This window comes from Priestia sp. Y58, from assembly GCF_029522095.1.
Taxonomy (GTDB): Bacteria; Bacillota; Bacilli; order Bacillales; family Bacillaceae_H; genus Priestia; species Priestia megaterium_E.
The window spans coordinates 68,410-89,499 of the sequence record NZ_JAKWFL010000008.1 but is presented as its reverse complement, the minus strand read 5'-3'; the positions used below and the strand labels follow the sequence as shown (position 1 = coordinate 89,499).

Here is a 21,090-nt window from a genome sequence, read left to right as displayed (position 1 = left end):
TCGACTAAGCAATTATTTTGTTTCTGTATGAGAAATATCCCAAGGGTTAACAAACATCATTCTGTCTTCTTTAATTGAATCTCTCTTACCTTTTGACGAAGATGATCTGGCCACCACGCTCCACAATCATCGGATACAATGCAAGCAGCGCATGTTTTGAAATCATAAACCATCATCTCCTTGATTGGGGGAGAGTAGAGATGAAGAGTAACTAGACCCGCGCCTTCAGCACTCTTCATCTTGTGCACACCTTTCTTGGGAGCAAAAAAAAGCTTACCTTTTCCCTGATGCTGAGAAAAAAGCTCTTCTGGCATTTGGTTTTCTTTAACTTCGTAAACCGTATTTATAGTTGTACCATTTACTACTTGAATCCATCCATGCGAATGACCGTGATCGTGAGGAGCACACTCTATTGCTGACCAATTCATAACAAGTAATTCTACTTCGTCATTTTGATAGAGAAGCTTTCTATAGTATGGCTTGTCTTTTGCTGACTGCAATAGTGGTTTTAAATCATTAAAGTTTATATCTAAAGCCAAAAGAGCCTCTCTCAGTTCCAATTTGGTAGGGGAGTCCAAGTTATCTAAAATATGCTTTACCTGTTCAATTAAGCTCATACACGCATTACCTCCTTATGAGCAGCACAAATTTTTAGGTTTTCTGCATAGCTACAATTTTTTGTTTCTCCCTGGCAAGTACCTTAAAAAAGTTAGTAGTCTTCCATTAGCTACAATTACTCCCACTATAATTATGACTCCTCCTAATATGCTGACGGGAATAATCTTTTCTCGTAACAGTAAAACAGCTGTTATCAATGTCGCTACTGGTTCTAAATAAAGGAACACAGATACCTGGGACGCCTCTAAAACCTCTAATGCCTTTGCCCAGTACCAATAGGCAACACCTGAAACGAATACACCGAGAAATAATAAATGAGCCCACTCCACGCTCGTTAAAAAAGGCATGATCTCCCAGCCTTTATTTCTTACAAGAAAAGGAGTCGTTAGAGTAAATCCTATTAAACACATATAAAACGTAACAACAAGAGAGGGAAGTTGGATATCCAGCTTTTTTAATAGGACAGAATAGATTGCCCAGTTTAACGTACTTAAAATCATTAACAGGTAACCAATATTAATCGGAAGCTGAAATGAATGCTGATTGCTAGAAGTGGTCACCAGTAGAACGCCAATAATAGCTACAATAATCCCTGATGCTTTTATTAAAGTCATCTTTTCATGCAAAAAAAATACTGAGAGAATGACTGTAAATACAGGAGAAAACGAAATAATCCACCCTGCTGCCGAAGCATTTATTGTGAGAAGTGCTGTTGCCTGAATAACTTGATGAATGAATACTCCAAGGATACCTAACACAATCAAATGAGGAATATACTTAAGCGAAATGTTTAATGGATATCTCTTTAGCACTAATAATAACAATAAAAAAAGTGCCCCAATTCCAAAACGAAGAACAAGGAGTGTGTATGGATCTAGTTTATCTAAAACAGCTTTGGTAGAGACAAAAGAAATTCCCCAAAAACTAATAGACATTATTGCATAGAACGAGGCAGCAAATTTAACCTTTGACGCAATCATAAGATCAATTTTCCTTTCAACAATAAAGGTATCTTTTATTAACTAACATATGCCTTTTCGAAAGGAAAATGAAAAAAATCATGCCATTCTAAAAAAATTAGTAGAAACTTTAGTATTTGTATCGTTATCACTATCTCTTAATCTTCATTAAAACAGCTATAGATGTTATGTATAGAAAACTAAATTTGGGAGTTTATAGCCATGTATAGGCTAAATTCTAAAGAGTCTGTTACCAAAAATAAAAATGCCAACTCTCCTTAATTATTGAGACTCTTTTATTCCTTCTTCCTGCTTGCTTATATAAGCATTGCCCCATTTCTCTAAAGATTTAAGTATTGGAAGAAAGCTTTCTCCAAGCTCTGTTAAATAATATAAAACTCTTTTAGGGTTATCGTTTGTTTCTTCTCTTTCTATTAATCCGGCTTTTTCCATATCGCGAAGCTGGAGTGTAAGAATGCGCTGAGTAATACCCGGTATTTCACGGCGCATTGCATTATAATACATAGGTGACTTTGATAACAAAGACAAAATAATGCCTTTCCATTTACCGCCCATAATATGCATCGCTAATTCAATTGGACAGGCTTGCTTTACAGTTAACGTACAAGGGCCGTATTGATCACTTTTAAAGTCTGACATTTCCTCACCTCAATGGGTAGTAACAAATTTGTGCCTTCTTGTTACTCCTATTTTTTCTGATTACACTTATGATATCAAATAAATTAGAAGAAGGTGTATGAATTGGAATTGGTTCAAATATCTGAACATGTTTATAGGCTCACTTATGAAACTGTCGTCGGTATTCCGATTAAGATTAATACATGGTACGTAGTGGATGGTGGGGGTGTTTATCTCATTGATACCGGAATGGAAGACTATGCAGATACGCAGCTGAATGCGGCAAAATTTTTAGGAGCGCCCAAAAGCATTCTATTGACACATGGTCATCTAGATCACATTGACGGCGCCAAGTATTTAAAGAATAATTTGAATATTCCCATTTATGCTCACGAAGCTGAAATTCCGTTTATTAACGGTGAGAAGCCGTACCCAAACAAGGCAGAAAAGGAAATAACAGGTGTGAAACATCAAGTTGAAGGTTTAAGTGATAACATCATTAAAACGTTACCTTTAGATGTATATTTAACACCTGGCCATACGCCGGGACATGTGATATACCATCATAAAAGTGACAATGTGCTGCTAACTGGAGACTTATTCTTTTCCAATGCTGAATCTTTACATCCACCGATTCGAAAGTTCACAGTTAGTATGGATGAAAACATTAATAGTGGACGAATTATAGATGAAATTAAACCGTCTATAATTTCATCTTCACATGGTGAAGATGTCAAATATAATAATGATTTATACTCTGTCTATAAATTTATATATGAATAAGAGGGAGAAACATGAAAGTACAATTATTTCAAATGGAGATTATAGAAGGAGAAGTTAAGCAAAACGAAAACCGTATTGTATCCTTATTTGCAGAAAAGCTGGATATAGATACGGAGATTGTTTTGATACCTGAAATGTGGAATACGGGTTATGATTTAAAAAATGTAGCAGAAAAAGCAGATATTGATTTAAAGAGAGCTTTTCCTTTTATCCAAAGTTTAGCAATTAAACATCAGGTGAATATCATTGCAGGTTCGGTTTCAAATAAGAGAAATGACAACATTTATAATACAGCTTTTGCGGTATCAAAAACGGGTGAGCTTCTCTATCAAAAAGATAAGATACATCTTGTGCCGATGTTAGATGAACATTATTATTTAACCGGCGGAGATGAAGTTCCAGAAGTATTTGAGATTAACGGTATCAAAGCTAGTCAAATTATATGTTACGACTTACGTTTTCCAGAAATCACACGCTATCCAGCGTCTCAAGGTGCAAAAATTGTATTCTACGTTGCACAATGGACTACTAAAAATATAGACCATTGGAAAACACTATTAAAAGCAAGAGCTATAGAAAATGGTGTATACGTCATTGCGTGTGACAGCGTGGGGAATGTGAATCATAAAAATCATGCCGGCAACACATACGCTGGACATTCAATGGTCATCGATCCAAATGGAAACATTATAGAAGAGGGGAGAGACCAAGAAGAAATCATAACAGCAGAAATTCATATACAGAAAGTTACAGAACAACAAAAAAACATCCCAATATTTAAAAACCTGAGACCCAATGTTTATAAGCATGCGGAATAGAGATTTATATATTATTTATAGCGTAAAGGCCAGCACATGACTGTCTCTCATTGCTTTTCCATACTGAAAAGCACCCTTTTTCAGAATACTAGTATCAGTATGGAAAAGTTATATGTTTCTTACGTCAGGACTGAAAACTTTACATCTTTTCTTGATAATATTTCCGATAGACGTTAGGAGTTATGTTTTCATATTTTTTAAATGTCTTGATGTAATATCCAGGGTCATTAAAACCTAATTCATCACTAATCTGTGCAATAGACAAATCCGTTTTTTCTAATAATTGTTTGGACCACTCTATTTTTTTGAGAGAAATAAAAACAGAAAAATTCATACCCGTTTCTTTGGTGAATACACGGCTGAAATAACCTGTGCTAATGTGACATAAATCAGCCATCTTTTGTTGAGATATTTTTTCTCTTTTATGTTTATAAATGTAGTCAAAGGCTGGCTGTAATACTTTGTTTTTACATACTAAGTGATCGTTAATAGACGTTTTTACGTAAGCATTAGTAACTGTGTTGGCTAATTCCTTTTTTATATTTTGAATATTATCTAGAGAATAACCGTAAGAAATATCTTCAGTAGAAAGGTCCTCTTTTACTGGAGCCATCTTTTCATATACTTCTAAAATCAAGTTTTTATTCATAGCTTCCTCTACAATGTAGTTACAAAGCCTATATAACATTTGAGCAGCTTCGTTAATTTCTGTATAGGATAGAGTAGGAATAGAATCATATAGACGCTGTATTTCCTCATTATTATTTAACTTCTGTTCAAATCCCTTCGATGGAACAGTAAGCATTTGTTCCAAGGGAGGATGTTTGTCACCATCCTCAATTTTCACTTCTCCCGCCATGATGGCGCCTACATATTTATCATCAATTATAATGGGAATGGCAATATCGACAATATTCCAGTGGCATAAATAGATATACGGAGCATTGGTTCTAACTGCCTCTAGTCCTCCCCGCGCATCGCACTTTTCACAAAGTTTTGCCGTATTAGGATTTTTACGCATAGTCTCACAAAATGGACGTACACCACTGTGTTGAGAAATGGGCATTCCTTTATAGTTAACCGTGACAATCGCTAATTTTGTAACAAGCGCAAGCGAATCTTGAAGGTTTCGCCATTTCTTTAAATCTAGTATTTTATCTAAATTCATGTAAGTAGTTTTCAATGATGTTTTATCTCCCTTGCTTCTACTTCCCGTGTCGTAGTTTGGATTACCTATTTGAGAATACCTTTATTTTATTCCTGAGTTCGTAAAATAAAAGAGTGTTCAGCGATAAAGGTAACCTCTTTTCAACGTGAACTTAGTAGTATTTTTACCTGAAATAATGTCATAATAATACCATATTAAGTGAAGAGAGCAAAAAAATACGATAAAAAGTTGTAAAAACTCGTCATTTAAGACTAATGTAATCTTACACAAAAGATAGTAAAATTCCGATTGTAAGGGATTACAAAGTTAATTAGGAGGTTTTATTTATGAGAAAAGCATTTATTAGTCCTTCAAAATACATTCAAGGTGAAGATGAAATTTTAAATTTAGGTTATTTTGTGAAAACATTTGGTACTTCTGCACTTTTAATAGCACATCCTGAAGATATTAAACGTGTACAAGACAAATTAGATGCAACAGCAGAAAAATATGATATTACATTTTTTGAAGGCGGATTCAATGGCGAATGTTCAAGACCAGAAATTTCTAGATTGCAGGAAATAGCAAAAGAAAACAACTGTGATTGTACAATTGGTCTAGGTGGTGGTAAGGCAATTGATACAGCAAAATGTGTAGCAGAGGGAGAGGGATTAATTATTGTCCCAACAATTGCTGCTACGGATGCACCTACAAGTCATTCCGCAGTTATCTATACACCAGAGGGTGCTTTTGATGATTACGCATACTTTAAGCAAAGCCCAAGTGTTGTATTAATTGATACAACAGTCATCGCTAATGCACCTACTAGATTCTTAGTATCTGGTATGGGGGATGCATTATCCACTTATTTCGAAGCAAGAGCAACAGCACGTTCTTTCTCTAATGTAAATGCTGGATTACCTTGTGGAGTGCGTGAGGACTTATGTGCACCAGCAAAAGGTACAAATGCAGCGTTAGTTTTAGCAGAACATTGCTACAACACTCTATTAGAGGACGGGGTTAAAGCAAAAGCTGCAAGCGATCATAATGTTGTTACTCCAGCCTTAGAAAACATTATTGAAGCCAATATCTTATTATCAGGATTAGGGTTTGAAAGTGGTGGATTAGCTGGAGCACATGCGATTCATGATGGGCTTACTCTTTTAGAAAGTGCGCACCACTACTTCCACGGCGAAAAAGTAGCTTTTGGTACATTAGCACAATTGGTATTGGAAAATGCGCCAACTGAGGAAATAGAAGAAGTGTTAGATTTCTGTTTAGCAGTAGGACTTCCAGTGTGTCTCGCTGATATTGGAGTGGAACAAATTACACAAGAAGAGTTAATGGAAGTAGCTAATAAAGCTTGTATTCCAGAGGAATCTATCTATTCTATGCCATTCCCTGTTAATCCAGAGTCAGTAGCTGCAGCTATTCTTGCAGCAGATCAAATTGGAAATGATTATAAGAAGAGGTTGATATAAAATGAAAAAAATTATTAATAAACCGGAAGATGTTGTACTTGAGATGTGTAAAGGGATGGTTCTAGCACATCCTGAACTGAATTTAATTGAAAAATATAAAGTTATTAAAAAAGACCAAATTAATAAAAGTAAAGTAAGTATAATTAGCGGGGGCGGAAGTGGACATGAACCTGCTCACGCTGGGTATGTCGGAAAGGGCATGTTAGATGCAGCAGTTTGTGGTGATGTATTTGCTTCACCTTCTCAAATACAGATTTATCAAGCCATTAAAGAAACAGCTAGCGATAAGGGAACTTTACTAGTGATTAAGAACTACAGTGGTGACATGATGAATTTCAAGAATGCTGCTTATCTTGCAGAAGAAGATGGCATTCAAGTGGATTATGTAAAAGTAGATGATGATATTGCTGTACAGGACAGTTTATATACAGTTGGAAGACGCGGAGTAGCTGGTACTGTTCTTGTTCATAAAATAGCAGGTGCAGCAGCAGAACGCGGCTATGATCTACCAAAAGTGAAAGAGGCAGCAGAAAATGCTATTGCGAATATTAAAAGCATCGGCTTTGGACTAACTTCTTGCACAGTTCCTGCTAAAGGAACTCCTACTTTCGAGATTGCAGAAGATGAGATGGAGTTTGGCGTTGGTATTCATGGAGAACCTGGTATCCGTCGTGAAAAAATTATTTCAGCAGACGAACTTGCAGAGCGTACGGTAACTTCATTATTAAAAGAAGTAGGGATAGAAGATGGAAAAGGAGAAGTGGCTGTCCTAATTAATGGATTTGGAAGCACACCTCTTCAAGAACTATATTTATTAAATCATTCTGTCATTCGTGAATTGTCACGTAGAAACGTAACGATTGCAAGAACGTTTGTCGGAAACTACATGACAGCCATCGATATGGCCGGTGCTTCTATTTCAATTATGAAATTAGATGAGAACTTAAAGAGTCTCCTATCTGAAGAATGCGATACTCCTGCGCTAAAAATCAAAGGTGAAGTACCAGCTGTTACTTATGATGAAATTATTGGTACCGCGGAGGCCCCGAAAGTGTCTTATGAGGTGCAAACCAACAAAGAATATTCCGTAGTAACGGAAAATCGATTGACGTTGAATAATATAATTTTTATGGTTGACCAAATGAGTGAATGTATTATTAGAAATGAAATACCATTCTGTGAATTAGATTCCCATGCTGGTGACGGAGACTTTGGTATGAGTGTTGCTAAAGGGTTCAAACAGTTGAAAGCTGAATGGCACGAAATTCTAGAAAATAAATCAAATGATATTGGCAACTTCTTAGAGGCTTGTTCCATCGTTATCATGGAGCATTGTGGTGGAGCATCGGGCCCTATTTGGGGATCAGCATTTCGTGCGGCTGGAAAGAACACCGAATCTAAAACCGAATTGACTTTAACAGAATTTGCTGAAATGGTCCAAGCGTCTGTAAAAGGAATTCAAGCAACAGGAGAACGTTCTTTTGGACGTGGAGCTGTTGTGGGAGATAAGACTTTAATTGATGCTTTAGTACCTTATGCAGATACGTTAACATCAAGTGCTGTTGAAGGTGAAAGTTTGAAATATGCTCTTGTCAAAGCAGCAGAAGCTGCTGTTGAAGGAGCAAAATCAACCGAACAGATTGTTGCACGTATGGGGCGCGCCGGTACAGTTGGAGAAAGAAGTCTTGGTTATCCAGACGCGGGTGCACATGGTTTAGGCGTAATCTTTACTGAAGTGGCTCAAGTAATGCAAGAAAATAAATAAACTTTAATATGATCCTCTCCAAATATAGTGTAAGAAATCACTCTTTGAAAGTGGGTGTTGCATTATATTTGGAGGAGGATTTTTTATGGTTTAAAAAGAGACCTTATAAATTAAGATCTCTAAAAGTTTTAAAATTTTCTATATAAATTTAATGACTATGAAATAGTGAAAGGGAATATTGATAAATATAAATAATTAGTACTCCTAGCGATATTAAAAGCCATACATGTAGGTTTCTGAAGTGACTAATGGCCTTTCCTATTATTTCATGAAAAATAACAAAGGATAGGGTGCCAACTGCTCCTCCGGTAGATAAGGCTTGTATTTTAAGCGAGGAAGCTTGTACACTTTCTCCAAGTAATAGACTCCCACCCAAAGATAGTGATAGAAGGATTACAATGAATAAAAAGAAGACGTTAGGCACTTTTGCTATGGAGAGAACGGTCATAATAGCCATACCCTCTGGAATTTGGTGTAAGAGGGTAGCTACAAATACGGAAGCTGACTGATGTAGATCTGTTATCCCGAAGGTAATACCTGTGATAATATTATGAAAAAAGATTGCAAATGTTAATAAAACAAGTGACTGCAAAGGCGAAATTTCACTATTTTGCTTGTGTAAAAAGAGATCTATGCATAACATAACGATATAGCCTGCTACAATGCCCAATAGAACGCCTTTTAAATCATACAGATGCCACGTGGAGGGAAGGATATCAAAGAATAATAACCCTAATAAGATTCCTCCACATATAGCATACATAAACTGAATTCTCCCTCGCGACAGATGACTAACTAATTTAAGAAGTCCTCCACCTACTAATAAACCCATTAAAGAACCTAAAGTAAATAAGATATTTATTTCTATATGCATAATTGCTACTTCCTTTCGGCTATATGTTTTTTTACAACTAACCTATTCAAAGGAAGGGCAATCATACCTATGTTTTATAAATGGTTAAAAAAATAAAAGTACATGATATTAACTTGGGAGTGATTTTTAGGTAAATCACTAATAAAAAAGGACATACTAACGTTATCTAAAGAAGAGGTGTTGCTATGGAATCTCCTTTTGAAATGATAACCAATGTGGACAAGGTCGAAAATGCTTATTATATAGAAGTGAAACCAGGTGAGTACAACGCAAAGTATTGGAATAAAGAATCGGTCTATTTTGCTGATGAAGCTTTTTCTTATCTCCACACCACGATTTGCAAGTATGTGCCACAGTATCAACCTACCCAAGTGACAGAGATCAAAGCAGAAACATGGCTGAGGATCAGTAATCAGCTGCAAGAACTCGCGTATTTTTTGAGCACCAACCCGCCTATGATTAAACTAAAGAAATGGATTGATTTTAGCAAAGTAGAAGAAACGTACAAACAGTTTGATCATCACAAAAACAAGTACATTCGTGAGTTAATTAACATGATTAACGAATTTACAGTGTGGATAACAAAGGTATGTCAAACACAATCGTACATCACCATTTTGGGCACTTAATGGAAATCGATGTTGCTTATTGTAATCTACAAGCTATGCAGAAAATGAAAGAATTGCTCAAAACGAGTATGGCATCTTGTATGGCATATTACGCTAAAGAAATAAACTACACTCACAGCGAAAACAACTATAACGAGATGCAAAGAGTATCTTACACTTACCAAGCCTTGAAACCTTAGAGGCTTGGAATGAAGAGAAAAAATCCCAAAAACAAATCGTGAGTTAAATCACTAAAAATGCTCTCATATGAAGTAAGTGATTCTATAAATCAAAAAAGCTACTTTAAAAAGTAGCTTTTTGATTTAAGTTTTTGAAGAATATAAAATCTAATTGGTATCATTCGATATTTCAAGAGAAGTAGGTTTGGTGTTCTTTTTGAAAAATGAAAGAATTACCATTACAAGAACGAATGCTACACAAACTATAGAGCTTAACTTATTCGCACTGTCTATGAGAAAGACTGTGAAGCTAATAATTAATGTACATGCGGCAAAAAGCGTTAAATAAGGGAAGCCCCAAAGTTTAAAATATGGTTTTTCTTTATATTGAGGACGTAGCTTTAGCTGAGCTAAGCAAATACTAATCCATATAAGAGAAACTGTAAATCCAGGAATAGCTAATAAATAAGAAAAAGCTTTTTCAGGATATAAGTATACGAGGTACGTTCCCAATAATAAAAATAGGACACTGAAAGCTAAACTGTAAACAGGTACGCCTTGTTTATTCACATAGGACAAACTTTTAGGAGCATCTCCCGACTGAGATAAAGAATGAAGCATCCTTGTACAGCCATAAATACCTGAATTGGCTGCTGAAAGGACAGCTGTTAATAAAATAAAGTTCATAACATGAGAAGCCCCTTGAAGCCCGGCTGTTTCAAATACTTGGACAAAAGGGCTAGCATTTGCATCAATTTTATCCCATGGTATCAAGCCACAGATAATAAAAATAGGCAAAGTATAAAACAGAACTACTCTCCACATAACGCCTTTAACTACCCCTGGTAAGACTTTTTCAGCATCTTTTGTTTCCGTAATAGTTAAACCAATGAGTTCTGATCCTCCATACGAGAAAATGACTACAAGTAATGTAGAGAAAACGGCTTTCCAGCCATTTGGCACAAAATCACTATAATTGTGAAGGTAATGAGAAGATGAATTATTACTTGGCATAATTCCAAATAGTATCGCTATACCTAATAAAATAAAAGCAATAATAACAAAGATTTTAATACCAGCAAACCAAAACTCAATTTCTCCAAAAGACTTTACGCTTGTAGCATTAATTAAAATAAGTACAATTGAACAAATGAGACAGAGAATCCATAAAGGAATAGAAGAAAACCAATATTGCAGAAAACTACCTGCAGCGATGACTTCAATAACGCACACAGTAAGCCACATAAAGCAATAAGTAGCTCCCGTTACAAAAGAAAAACGTCTTCCAAAAGCTTTTTGAATTAGATCTTTCATATTGTGGGATGGGTATACAATAGCCATTTCAGCCAAAGCTCCCATTACAATGAGAAGCAATAGTCCAGCAAATAGATACGAAAAGATAACCGAAGGTCCTGCTAATCCAATTGTATCAGCACTCCCTTTGAAAATTCCTGTCCCAATCATTCCTCCAATAGCAATCATTCGAATGTGTCGCGGTAATAACTGTTTTTTTAACGTATTCTTTGATGCGGTATTTTCTTTCATGATGCCCTCCTTTTAACATAAAAAAGTCCCTGCTGAATTATTCAGCAGGGACGAAAATTTCGCGGTACCACCCTATATTGTAAAAACATCTTACCTCTTAATTAGCATAACGGTTTTATCCGTCCTCTCTAAAACACCATTAGAAGAGGAAGCTCTAGGAGTGAATTTCATCTCTAATCTTTGTACTGACTTCCACCAATTATCAGCTCTCTATAACAGGGAGATTAGGATTACTTAAGATCCTATCTTAGCTTTTGTTTATTAAATTAAAGTATATGTAATGTATATCATCTTAGTTAGTTTGAAATTAAATGTCAATATGTTTTTTATCTATTTACAGCTATAAAAAGAGTTATTAGATTTTACATAAAGATAATAATTACCACTATTTAGTAGTTAATCATTCCTTTTCCAATCAGTTGCACTGTGATTGAACTGTACGCTTTTCTATAATAGAAAACCTACTGTGCAAACAAGAGTACAGTAGGTTTTCAAATCAGAATAAAAATGGTGAGAAAATATCTCAGTATTGTATTTTATCCTAAAGAATATAACAAGGCAAGAGTTATTCTTTTCTTTTACAACATTTGAATTACACATATACCAAACCTTTAATAGGAATTTTAAAGGTTTGTTACTTCTTATAATTCATATTAAGTGAACAAAAAACTCCTTTAAACAAAAGGTCTGGAGGATATTTTTATAGAAGTATAGTTAAGTTGACTACTGATACCTTGTGTAATGTCGATAATGAATGGGGAAATAGGGGGAGTTTCAAATGTCACATCACTCATTAAAATTGTACGACTACCATGTATGGGCAAACCAAAAAAATTTCGACCGATTAAAAGAACTTTCTGAGGACATTTACGAAAAGGAAATTCAGAGCGTTTTTCCTTCTATATCAAAGGTGATGGCGCACATTTATGTCTCTGACAACATATGGTTAGATTGTATTTCTGGTGAAAAGTTTGATGAAGCATCTGCGTCGGCTAATCAATTGAGAGAACAGATTGAAACGAAAAGAATCGAGGAAGTAGAAACGATGTTTTTCGATTTATCTGGCCGGTACAAAGCGTTTCTCAATCGTCAAGAAGATATAGAAACCGCCTTTGTGCTTGAAACTTCATTTGCTGGACGACTCGAAACCCGTTTATCTGATGTAGTACAACATGTTGTCAATCATGGAACATATCATCGTGGCAATATTACAGCTATGCTACGGCAATTGGGCCATCCCGGTGTTATGACTGATTATATTTTATACTTATATGAAAGGGATGCAAAAGAGTAGTTTCTCCTCTATCTAAAAGGGGTAGCGTCAGGAAATGCGGATTTACAACGTTAATATTAAAAGGCCCAATTCCTAAGTGTTAAACTAGAGAAATTGGGCTTTTTTCGTTCCTCCATTTTTATGTTTTTATAAGAAACGAAAAAGCACCTCCCGTACAAATAGAAAGGTGCTTTCTCGTCACAATCATTTATAAATAAAAACCTAGTTAATCAAAGACTTTGACATGCAGAGAAATGCTCGCTGACAAAATTAACTTTTGCTTTTCATATAATTCCTGATTCAACGCAAATTTTGGCGTTATAGAAATCTTTATTTTCTTGTTATCAATTTATTTTTCAAACTGAAGTCAGAGCTTTTATACCTTCAACAATTTAAAGATATGGATCATTTTGAGAGAGAGCTAAAAGAATATATACACTACTATAATAACACTCGAATTAAGGGGAAATTAAAAGGCATGAGTCCAGTCGAATACTCTACTCATGCCAATTACGTTGCTTAAATATAAATTGTCTAACTTTTTGGGTTCAGTCCAAGGGACAGTAGTTCCTTCTGTTTTTAGACTGTATAACCTATACTTGTTCAGTTCACATAATGTAATTTAAAGGAACCAGACAAAAGAACTCATACTGAAGGCGTCTAACAAGGGTTCTTTTGCTGGTGTATGAAATTTTTATACATCCTTGATTTCTCAACCTTTCTGAGACAACCAAGCCCGAAATCTTTGGAAAAAAGATAGTTATTTTAATGACTCTAAATTAAGAATAAATTGCTTCCAAATCTTTAAAGAGATACCTTTTTCGTTTGAAAGTGTTATGAATTTATTTAAGTAGTTCCGTGTTCTAAAAGCTTAACAGGCAGATACGTTTCAAGTTCTATATTATTGAATTCGCCCTCAATCTCTTTAGATAAAATGTCTATTGCTACCTTAGCAATAGAATCAATAGGTTGTTGTATGGTCGTTAATTCTGGTAGTATAGCCTTTACTGTTTCTGTTCCATCGTAACCAACCACTTTTAGTTGAGTGGGTATATCCTTTCCTCTTTTTCTAGATTCTGTTATGACGGCAGCCGCAATTAGATCATCACTTGCAAAAATACCGTCTACTTCCGGATTTTCATCAAAAAGCTCAGCGATTACATCCTCACGGCTCTTTTGAGGAGAGACTTCATATGTAATTGGTAATTTTCCGTGTCCTTTCATAACATCCTCATACGCTTTTCTTCTTAAGTTTGCTGGTGTTTCCAAATCGAGTGGGCCATTAATATGAATGATATTTTCACACTGTTTCTTTATTAACAATTCTGTAGCTTTTTTCCCTCCATCATAATTATCGGATCCTACAACAGGAATCTTTTCAGATAAATAATGATCAATTGCTACGATAGGTAAATTTTGTTTATGATAATCTAGGACTCCTCGGTTGTATGTTACAACAATGACCCCATCTACCTGGTTTCGTATAAGCATTTCTAAGTACTTTTCCTCTTTATCCATACGGTTTAAACTATTACAAAGCAACAATTTATAACCTAGTGAAGTACAAATACTTTCAATATGAAAAGCCAGCTCACCGAAAAACGGGTTACTTGAATTAGGTATAATTAATCCTATTAAATTTGTTTTTTTATGAAATAAGGAACGTGCTAAATCGTTTGGAAAATAATTAATTTCCTCCATCGCTTTATAAACTTTATCCTTTGTTTTTTCACTTATGTAACCTCGATTATTTAAGACACGTGAAACTGTTGTTGATGAAACTCCTGCGACTTTTGCTACATCATGGATATTAGGTTTCATTTTATTTCCTCCTATCCTGCTAAATACCATTTTTGAATATTATATTAGGATTTTTTATCTTTATTATTTAAATAAGATTTTATATTTTTTAGTCACACAACACATTTTTTGTTTAGATTAGAAAAATAGCCTATCAACTATTAAATAAATACTTTACAACAATTAAAATTAATTCCTCCTTTGATAGCTTTACAATTTCCTGATTAATAAAAATTTCATATTGTGAAATAGTTTATTTTGAGGAATACTTTAATTAATTAAAGTTTATTTGTTACGGACTTATTGTAGAAAATATCTCTAACATGTGCAAGAATTAGGGGTTAATTACTATTAGCTTATATCGAACAAACATTAACTTTTATTATGAACGAGATATTGATAATACATATATTCTAATATATTATACCTCCATTTTAAGGGTAGGAGCGAAAAGTTTGATATTTCAAAAAAAACATGTCAACCGATTGACATATGTAAACGGTTGACATAAAATACTTCTTGAAAGCGCTTTTATATATTTGTTGTGAATAAGGAAAAATAAGGGGGATTGGAACGTATGAAGAAATGGTTTTTAGTAGGTATATCTTTATTACTAATTCTTGCTGTAGCAGGTTGTAGTAAGGATAAAAGCGTAAGTAGTGATGGCAAACAAATGGTTACAATGTGGGTACACGTATCAGACGATAGTGAAGAAGGTAAGGTATATAAAAAACGAGTAGATGCTTTTAACAAGAAGTATGCATCTAAAAATGTTAAAGCTAAAATTGAATTTATTCCACGTAGTGGGAACGGCGGAGGATATGAGGATAAAGTAAACGCAGCGTTGACAACTGATACATTACCCGATGTTATTACGTTGGATGGGCCAAATACAGCTGCTTATGCAAAATCTGGCATCATTGCTCCACTAGATGATTATGTGAAAGATCAAGATGATTTACTACCGAGTATCAAACAACAAGGAACATACAAAGACAAATTGTATGCGATTGGTGCGAGTGAATCATCTGTGGGAATTTACTACAATAAAAAAATGCTACAAGAGGCAGGCGTTGATTTAAATACGTTACCGACAGTTGACAATCCTTGGACATGGGATCAATTCATGGCCCTTTGTAAAACGTTGAAAGAAAAATATAATAAACCGGCTATTGATATGCAATTACAAGCAAAAGATGAAATGTTGACGTATGCACTAACGCCATTTGTATGGTCTGCAGGTGGAGAAATTCTCTCGAAAGACGGTACTAAAGCAGAAGGTGTGTTTAATAAAAAGCCTAGTGTTGAAGCCATGACTTTTATTCAAACGATGTTAAAAGAAGGTTATACAACGCGTACTCCGGTCAAACAAGCTTTTGAAACAGAAAAGTACCCAATGAAGTTTAGTGGTGTATGGACAGTAACGGATATGAAAACAAATTTTCAAAAAGTTGATTATGGTGTGATGCCTTATCCAGTATCACCCAAGACAAAGAAACTGGTTTCACCTTCAGGAAGTTGGCAGTTTGCAATGACACAGAAATCTGAAAATAAAGAATGGTCTGCTAAACTAGTAGATTGGATGACAAATAAAGATTCGAATTTAGAATTAAGTCGTACAATTGCAGCACTACCAGTGCGTTACTCTTCTGAAAAAGTACTTACAAAAGAATTTTCTGATCAAATGAATGTATTTATGAAACAATTAAAGCAATCAGGACATGCACGACCAGTAACACCAGCGTATCCACAAGTAACACGTGCTTTCCAACAAACAATTGATGATATCAGTTTCTATGACCAAAACAAAAACATCAAAAAAGTCTTAGATACACGTGCTACAGAAATGCAAGCAGCTATCGATAAGGCTAATCGATAAAAGCAGCTAGAAGGAGGCATTATGATTAAAACTGGATTAAAAGGAAATAAGACTGTTTACACATTTCCAAGAGCAGAAAAAAACATCAAAAATAAAATTAAATGGAAAGACAATGTAGTAGCTTATACATTTTTAGGACCAGCATTATTACTTTTATTGCTGTTTCTTATTATTCCAGCTATTATGTCCGTCTACTATGCATTTACAGATTATTATCTTTTAACACCCGATATGCGTAAGTTTGTTGGATTAGACAACTTTATCAATTTATTTAAGGATCCTATTTTCTTGAAAAGCTTGGCGAATACACTGAAATTTGTCGTTTGGGTAATTCCTTTACAAATAGGGGCAGCTCTTGGGCTGGCCCTCCTGTTAAACAAACAACGGAAAGCTAACACATTTTTTAAAGTAGCTTACTTTAGTCCTGTGGTAATGTCGCTCGTTGTTATCTCAGTTCTTTGGCTCTATCTGTTAAATCCAAATGAAGGAATTATAAACAATGTACTTACTTATTTTGGTGTATCAGCTCAACCGTTCTTAACGAGCCCTAAACAGGCTATGTTTACAATCGTTTTTGTTTCAGCATGGCAGGGGGCTGGCTTTCAAATGTTAATTTTCCTAGCAGGTTTGCAAAATATACCTGGAGACGTCTACGAAGCTGCACAGCTAGATGGAATGAATAAATGGCAACGCTTTATTTATATTACGTTACCATTATTAAAGCCAACTTCTATTTTTATATTTATTACGACATTAATTGGTGCGTTTAAACTATTAGTCCAACCAATGGTTATGACACAAGGTGGGCCAGTAAACTCCACGATGACAGTTGTATATTACATTTATCAAACTGGCTTTACGGATCGAATGGTCGGATATGCTAGTTCAATTGCTCTTCTATTTGGAACAATTATTGGGTTAGTTACGCTAGCGCAACGGAAATTAGTGAAGGAGGAAGATGACTAATGAGACGAAAATTCGGACCTTTAACAATTCTAGAATACATTTGTTTAGTTTTGCTGGCAGTATTGTTTATATTCCCATTGTTTTGGATGATCGCATCCTCAATGAAACCTGAAGCAGAAGTTTATAATAATATGAACAGTATCAAGGCTTTCCTACCTTCCTTTCATCCGTCAGATTGGTTTATATCCTATAAGCAAGTTCTGTCACGTTTTCATTTACTTGGTTATATAATAAACAGCTTGTTTTATGGTTTATGTGTAGCAGCAGGTTCTGTCATTATCAACGGGATGGCAGGTTATGCGTTTGCTAAATTGAATTTTAATGGAAAAAGAGTTCTGTTTGGTCTTTTATTGGCGCTTTTAATCGTACCACTAGAAACAATCTTAATCTCACAATTTACTATAGTTCACAAACTGGGATTAGTAGACACTCGTCTTGCTGTAATTCTGCCAGCCTTAGCAGGGGCATTCAATATCTATTTATTCCGAAACTTTTTCATGGCTATTCCAGCAGAGATTATTGAATCAGCCAAATTGGATGGAGCAAATACCTGGCAAATATTCTTGAGAATTATGCTACCGATGTCTAAACCGGCTGTTGCTACAGTTGGAACTCTAGCATTTATCGGAAGTTGGAATGATTATATTTGGCCTTTGATGGTTTTAACGGACAAATCAAAATTTCCTATTCAAGTAGCAATTACAGCCATCAATAGTACGGAGCCAGTTTACACGAATCAAGTTATGGCTGTTTTAACAATATCGACCATTCCCTTAATTCTTATCTATATAGTGGCTCAACGTTATATTTTAGAAGGGATTGGTGGTTCAGGAACAGGTATTAAATAAAAAAATTTAGGTTATTGTTACGAAGATAATAACTATGTATGGGTGATTTTTAAAATAAATGTCAACCGGTTGACATAAAAATATTGACTTGTGGAACCGGTTGACATAAAATGAATCTGAAAGTGCTTTCAGTTTTTGTTTCAAAGATTCTATATATCTAGTTAAAGGAGCAACAAACATGAAAAGTTCAAAAGTTCTCTATTGGAAGCTAAGTGCTTATTTTTTCTTTTTCTTTTTTACTTGGTCTTCTAGCGCCTCTTTATTTCCTATTTGGTTAAAGCAAGAATTAAACTTAAGTGGATCAGCCACAGGTTTGATTTTCTCTGTAAACGCTATCTTCGCATTGTGTATACAGCCTGTATATGGTTATATCTCCGACAAGATAGGCCTAAAGAAAAATATATTATCTTTTATCAGTTTAATGCTTATATTTGTAGGACCATTTTATATTTATATATATGGACCCCTTTTAAAATATAATGTGATTTTAGGTGCAGCTGTAGGAGCAATTTATTTAGGCGTTGGTATTTCTGCAGGTATTGGCACTATTGAAACCTATGTTGAAAAAGTTAGCCGCAAATACGGTTTCGAATACGGAAAGTCTAGAATGTGGGGTTCGTTAGGTTGGGCGTCAGCAACCTTCTTTGCAGGTCAGCTATTTAATATTAATCCAAATATCAACTTTTGGGTGGCATCTGTTTCAGCAATTATCTTAGTTGGAATTATTTTATCGGTGAAAATAGAAGTCACAAACTATGAATTAGAAAAAGCTGAGTCCGTTAAATTAAAGGATGTTGGACAACTTTTTCTTTTAAAGAAATTTTGGTTTTTGATGATGTATGTGATTGGAGTAACGTGTGTATATAGTGTGTACGATCAACAGTTTCCAATTTACTACACATCTTTATTTCCTACTGAGGCTACAGGGAATCAAGTATTTGGATATTTAAGTTCTTTTCAAGTATTTTTAGAGGCTGGAATGATGTTTATTGCACCTTTTATTGTAAATAAAATTGGAGCCAAAAACGGACTATTATTAGCCGGTCTTCTAATGGCACTTCGTATTATTGGTTCGGGGCTTGTAGTAGGGCCAATCGGTATTTCTTCAATGAAATTAATACATGCACTAGAATTACCCATTATGTTGATTGCTATTTTTAAATATTTTGCAGCTAACTTCGATACACGTCTATCTTCCGTTTTATATTTAGTCGGATTTCAGGCTGCCTCTCAAATAGGTGCATCTTTGTTATCACCTTTTGCAGGTAAATTATACGACATGATAGGGTTCCGTCATACTTACCTTATTCTAGGCACAATGGTCCTTTGTTTTACGATTATTTCAATGTTCACTTTATTAAGTTTTAATAAAATTAAAGATTTAGAAGGAAATATAACGGACATAAAACAAGTTATATAAGGAGATGTTAGAATGTTCACAATAAACAAACTTCAACAAGCGCAAGAAGCATTGGATATTGCAAAAGAGGGAATAAATAACCGTTATCGGTTAGGTTATCATATTATGGCACCTGCTAACTGGATTAATGACCCAAATGGTTTAGTACAGTATAAAGGAGAATATCATGTATTTTATCAACATCATCCTTATGATGAAAACTGGGGTCCAATGCACTGGGGACATGTAAAGAGTAAAGATCTTGTGCATTGGGAACACTTGCCTATCGCTTTAGCTCCTGGTGATGCTTGTGATACTGACGGGTGTTTCTCCGGAAGCGCTGTAGATAATGATGGTGAATTAACGTTGATCTGTACAGGTCATCACTATGTGGACAAAGAAAAAGACCTATTTTATCAAAATCAAAATCTTGCTGTTAGTACCGATGGTTTAACATTTCATAAGATTGCAGAAAATCCAGTAATTCCTGAACCACCTACGGATAGTAGTCATCATTTCCGTGACCCTAAAGTATGGAAATACAAAGATAGTTGGTATATGGTAGTAGGAAATTCGACCAAGGAGAATGTGGGCAGAGTAATTTCATACCGTTCTCCAGATTTACGTACGTGGTCATATATTGGTGTATTGGCACAAGGAAACGAAAACCTTGGATTCATGTGGGAATGTCCAGATTTCTTTGAATTAGATGGAAAACACGTTCTCATGATTTCTCCACAAGGTATTAAAAAAGATGGGGATTTATACAACAACTTATTCCAAACGGGATATTTAATTGGAGATTACAATTACGAAACAAACGACTTTACACACGGCTCATTTAGTGAGTTAGATAATGGACATGATTTTTATGCAGTTCAAACGTTATTAGATGAAAAAGGACGTCGAATTGCTATTGGTTGGATGGATATGTGGGAATCAGATATGCCAACAAAAGAAGATGGATGGTGTGGGGCACTTACATTACCACGTGAAGTTACCTTAGGAGAGAATAATAAAGTTCTAATGAATCCTGTGGAAGAATTAAAGTTATTACGTGAGGTTAAACATAATACACTTACTAATGTGATTTCTAATAGTTATTTAATAGAAACAAACGAAGATTTACTTGAAATAAAAGCTGTGTTTGACTTAACTAATTGTAACGCTCAGTCGGTTGGAATAAGAATTCGTGGAATTAACCAGGAAGAGACTGTACTAACGTATCACTTGGACAAACAAACACTAAAACTTGATTGTTCTAAGTCTGGTAAAGTCGAAGACGGTGTAAGAAAAACTATTCTTAGGGCAAATCAAGAGCTTTCTTTACGTATATTCATTGATCGATCCTCTATTGAAGTATTTGCAAATGAGGGACAAGCAACTATGACAAGCCGTATTTACCCAACTGAAGATAGATTAGGCATTGAAGTATTTGCAGATGCTGAGGATGTAAGAATTAAAGAATTAACACATTGGAAGTTAAAAGATATCTGGAAATAAACTATG

Annotated in this window: 18 protein-coding genes, 1 pseudogene and 1 other annotated feature; of the genes and pseudogenes, 12 read left to right on the top strand and 7 right to left on the bottom strand. The window is 34.9% G+C overall.

Features of this window, described 5'->3' with window-relative positions; translation table 11 throughout:
• Positions 1-56: 56 nt before the first annotated feature.
• From MMB68_RS21605 to MMB68_RS21595, 3 genes are all read right to left on the bottom strand, one after another.
• Positions 57-617: a cysteine dioxygenase gene (locus MMB68_RS21605; protein WP_221782507.1), complete on the bottom strand. Its 561-nt coding sequence runs from the start codon at positions 615-617 to the stop codon at positions 57-59.
• Between the two features lie 51 nt (positions 618-668).
• Positions 669-1,598: a DMT family transporter gene (locus MMB68_RS21600; RefSeq protein WP_277549318.1), complete on the bottom strand. Its 930-nt coding sequence runs from the start codon at positions 1,596-1,598 to the stop codon at positions 669-671.
• 261 nt (positions 1,599-1,859) lie between these two features.
• Positions 1,860-2,237 carry a winged helix-turn-helix transcriptional regulator gene (locus tag MMB68_RS21595; RefSeq protein ID WP_221782511.1) on the bottom strand — a complete coding sequence of 126 codons (378 nt, stop codon included), beginning with the start codon at positions 2,235-2,237 and terminating at the stop codon, positions 1,860-1,862.
• Positions 2,238-2,339: 102 nt separating this feature from the next.
• Here MMB68_RS21595 and MMB68_RS21590 point away from each other — a divergent pair, with 102 nt between their 5' ends.
• Both MMB68_RS21590 and MMB68_RS21585 read left to right on the top strand, forming a co-directional pair.
• Complete coding sequence (locus MMB68_RS21590) at positions 2,340-2,999, top strand: MBL fold metallo-hydrolase (protein ID WP_277447974.1); 660 nt, start codon at positions 2,340-2,342, stop codon at positions 2,997-2,999.
• A gap of 11 nt (positions 3,000-3,010) precedes the next feature.
• Positions 3,011-3,817, top strand: coding sequence for a carbon-nitrogen family hydrolase (locus MMB68_RS21585; protein ID WP_277549317.1), 807 nt, complete (start codon positions 3,011-3,013; stop codon positions 3,815-3,817).
• 139 nt (positions 3,818-3,956) lie between these two features.
• On the opposite strand, the gene MMB68_RS21580 is transcribed toward MMB68_RS21585, so the two are convergent.
• A complete protein-coding gene (locus MMB68_RS21580) occupies positions 3,957-5,000 on the bottom strand; it encodes a PocR ligand-binding domain-containing protein (RefSeq protein ID WP_221782517.1) in 1,044 nt (347 codons plus the stop codon).
• A gap of 311 nt (positions 5,001-5,311) precedes the next feature.
• Here MMB68_RS21580 and MMB68_RS21575 point away from each other — a divergent pair, with 311 nt between their 5' ends.
• Together MMB68_RS21575 and dhaK are read left to right on the top strand one after the other, a co-directional pair.
• Positions 5,312-6,445, top strand: a complete 1,134-nt coding sequence (locus tag MMB68_RS21575) for a glycerol dehydrogenase (protein ID WP_221782519.1) — start codon at positions 5,312-5,314, stop codon at positions 6,443-6,445.
• Position 6,446: 1 nt separating this feature from the next.
• Positions 6,447-8,210 (top strand): dihydroxyacetone kinase subunit DhaK, encoded by a 1,764-nt coding sequence (gene dhaK, locus MMB68_RS21570; protein WP_277447972.1) that lies wholly within the window; start codon positions 6,447-6,449, stop codon positions 8,208-8,210.
• A 148-nt stretch (positions 8,211-8,358) separates the two neighbouring features.
• Here the strand turns inward: dhaK and MMB68_RS21565 are convergent, their stop codons facing one another.
• Positions 8,359-9,084, bottom strand: a complete 726-nt coding sequence (locus MMB68_RS21565; protein ID WP_277447971.1) for a ZIP family metal transporter — start codon at positions 9,082-9,084, stop codon at positions 8,359-8,361.
• Between the two features lie 185 nt (positions 9,085-9,269).
• Here MMB68_RS21565 and MMB68_RS21560 point away from each other — a divergent pair, with 185 nt between their 5' ends.
• Positions 9,270-9,713: a hypothetical protein gene (locus MMB68_RS21560; protein ID WP_277447970.1), complete on the top strand. Its 444-nt coding sequence runs from the start codon at positions 9,270-9,272 to the stop codon at positions 9,711-9,713.
• Positions 9,714-10,039: 326 nt separating this feature from the next.
• Here MMB68_RS21560 and MMB68_RS21555 read toward each other — a convergent pair whose 3' ends face one another.
• Positions 10,040-11,416, bottom strand: a complete 1,377-nt coding sequence (locus MMB68_RS21555; RefSeq protein WP_269870966.1) for an amino acid permease — start codon at positions 11,414-11,416, stop codon at positions 10,040-10,042.
• Between the two features lie 43 nt (positions 11,417-11,459).
• Positions 11,460-11,674 (bottom strand) — a binding site (T-box leader).
• A gap of 520 nt (positions 11,675-12,194) precedes the next feature.
• Between MMB68_RS21555 and MMB68_RS21550 the strand changes: the two genes are divergently transcribed.
• Together MMB68_RS21550 and MMB68_RS21545 are read left to right on the top strand one after the other, a co-directional pair.
• Positions 12,195-12,710, top strand: a complete 516-nt coding sequence (locus MMB68_RS21550) for a DinB family protein (protein WP_221812916.1) — start codon at positions 12,195-12,197, stop codon at positions 12,708-12,710.
• A gap of 325 nt (positions 12,711-13,035) precedes the next feature.
• Positions 13,036-13,212: pseudogene (locus MMB68_RS21545) on the top strand (IS3 family transposase); the annotation flags it as partial.
• Positions 13,213-13,535: 323 nt separating this feature from the next.
• On the opposite strand, the gene MMB68_RS21540 reads toward MMB68_RS21545, so the two are convergent.
• Entirely contained in the window at positions 13,536-14,510 is a 975-nt protein-coding gene (locus MMB68_RS21540) for a LacI family DNA-binding transcriptional regulator (protein WP_221782531.1), read from the bottom strand.
• 556 nt (positions 14,511-15,066) lie between these two features.
• Between MMB68_RS21540 and MMB68_RS21535 the strand changes: the two genes are divergently transcribed.
• The 5 genes from MMB68_RS21535 to MMB68_RS21515 all read left to right on the top strand — a co-directional run bounded on the left by MMB68_RS21535 (position 15,067) and on the right by MMB68_RS21515 (position 21,084).
• Positions 15,067-16,368, top strand: a complete 1,302-nt coding sequence (locus MMB68_RS21535) for an ABC transporter substrate-binding protein (RefSeq protein WP_221782533.1) — start codon at positions 15,067-15,069, stop codon at positions 16,366-16,368.
• A 21-nt stretch (positions 16,369-16,389) separates the two neighbouring features.
• Positions 16,390-17,334 (top strand): carbohydrate ABC transporter permease, encoded by a 945-nt coding sequence (locus MMB68_RS21530; RefSeq protein ID WP_236019661.1) that lies wholly within the window; start codon positions 16,390-16,392, stop codon positions 17,332-17,334.
• On the top strand, positions 17,334-18,182 hold the full coding sequence (locus MMB68_RS21525) for a carbohydrate ABC transporter permease (RefSeq protein WP_221782535.1): 849 nt from the start codon (positions 17,334-17,336) through the stop codon (positions 18,180-18,182). The genes MMB68_RS21530 and MMB68_RS21525 overlap by 1 nt, the downstream gene beginning before the upstream one ends.
• Before the next feature lie 178 nt (positions 18,183-18,360).
• Entirely contained in the window at positions 18,361-19,602 is a 1,242-nt protein-coding gene (locus MMB68_RS21520) for an MFS transporter (protein WP_277549316.1), read from the top strand.
• A 21-nt stretch (positions 19,603-19,623) separates the two neighbouring features.
• The gene (locus MMB68_RS21515) at positions 19,624-21,084 is read left to right on the top strand and encodes a glycoside hydrolase family 32 protein (protein WP_277549332.1); all 1,461 of its coding nucleotides are present in this window, start codon (positions 19,624-19,626) and stop codon (positions 21,082-21,084) included.
• Positions 21,085-21,090: the final 6 nt, after the last annotated feature.

Bases quoted from the DNA above. Each gene is read 5' to 3' on its own strand.
- MMB68_RS21555 (WP_269870966.1), bottom strand. From the start codon at position 11,416: ATGAAAGAAAATACCGCATCAAAGAATACGTTAAAAAAACAGTTATTA.
- MMB68_RS21525 (WP_221782535.1), top strand. From the start codon at position 17,334: ATGAGACGAAAATTCGGACCTTTAACAATTCTAGAATACATTTGTTTA.
- MMB68_RS21585 (WP_277549317.1), top strand. From the start codon at position 3,011: ATGAAAGTACAATTATTTCAAATGGAGATTATAGAAGGAGAAGTTAAG.
- MMB68_RS21520 (WP_277549316.1), top strand. From the start codon at position 18,361: ATGAAAAGTTCAAAAGTTCTCTATTGGAAGCTAAGTGCTTATTTTTTC.
- MMB68_RS21535 (WP_221782533.1), top strand. From the start codon at position 15,067: ATGAAGAAATGGTTTTTAGTAGGTATATCTTTATTACTAATTCTTGCT.
- MMB68_RS21575 (WP_221782519.1), top strand. From the start codon at position 5,312: ATGAGAAAAGCATTTATTAGTCCTTCAAAATACATTCAAGGTGAAGAT.
- MMB68_RS21560 (WP_277447970.1), top strand. From the start codon at position 9,270: ATGGAATCTCCTTTTGAAATGATAACCAATGTGGACAAGGTCGAAAAT.
- MMB68_RS21595 (WP_221782511.1), bottom strand. From the start codon at position 2,237: ATGTCAGACTTTAAAAGTGATCAATACGGCCCTTGTACGTTAACTGTA.
- MMB68_RS21530 (WP_236019661.1), top strand. From the start codon at position 16,390: ATGATTAAAACTGGATTAAAAGGAAATAAGACTGTTTACACATTTCCA.
- MMB68_RS21600 (WP_277549318.1), bottom strand. From the start codon at position 1,598: ATGATTGCGTCAAAGGTTAAATTTGCTGCCTCGTTCTATGCAATAATG.
- MMB68_RS21605 (WP_221782507.1), bottom strand. From the start codon at position 617: ATGAGCTTAATTGAACAGGTAAAGCATATTTTAGATAACTTGGACTCC.
- MMB68_RS21540 (WP_221782531.1), bottom strand. From the start codon at position 14,510: ATGAAACCTAATATCCATGATGTAGCAAAAGTCGCAGGAGTTTCATCA.
- dhaK (WP_277447972.1), top strand. From the start codon at position 6,447: ATGAAAAAAATTATTAATAAACCGGAAGATGTTGTACTTGAGATGTGT.
- MMB68_RS21565 (WP_277447971.1), bottom strand. From the start codon at position 9,084: ATGCATATAGAAATAAATATCTTATTTACTTTAGGTTCTTTAATGGGT.
- MMB68_RS21550 (WP_221812916.1), top strand. From the start codon at position 12,195: ATGTCACATCACTCATTAAAATTGTACGACTACCATGTATGGGCAAAC.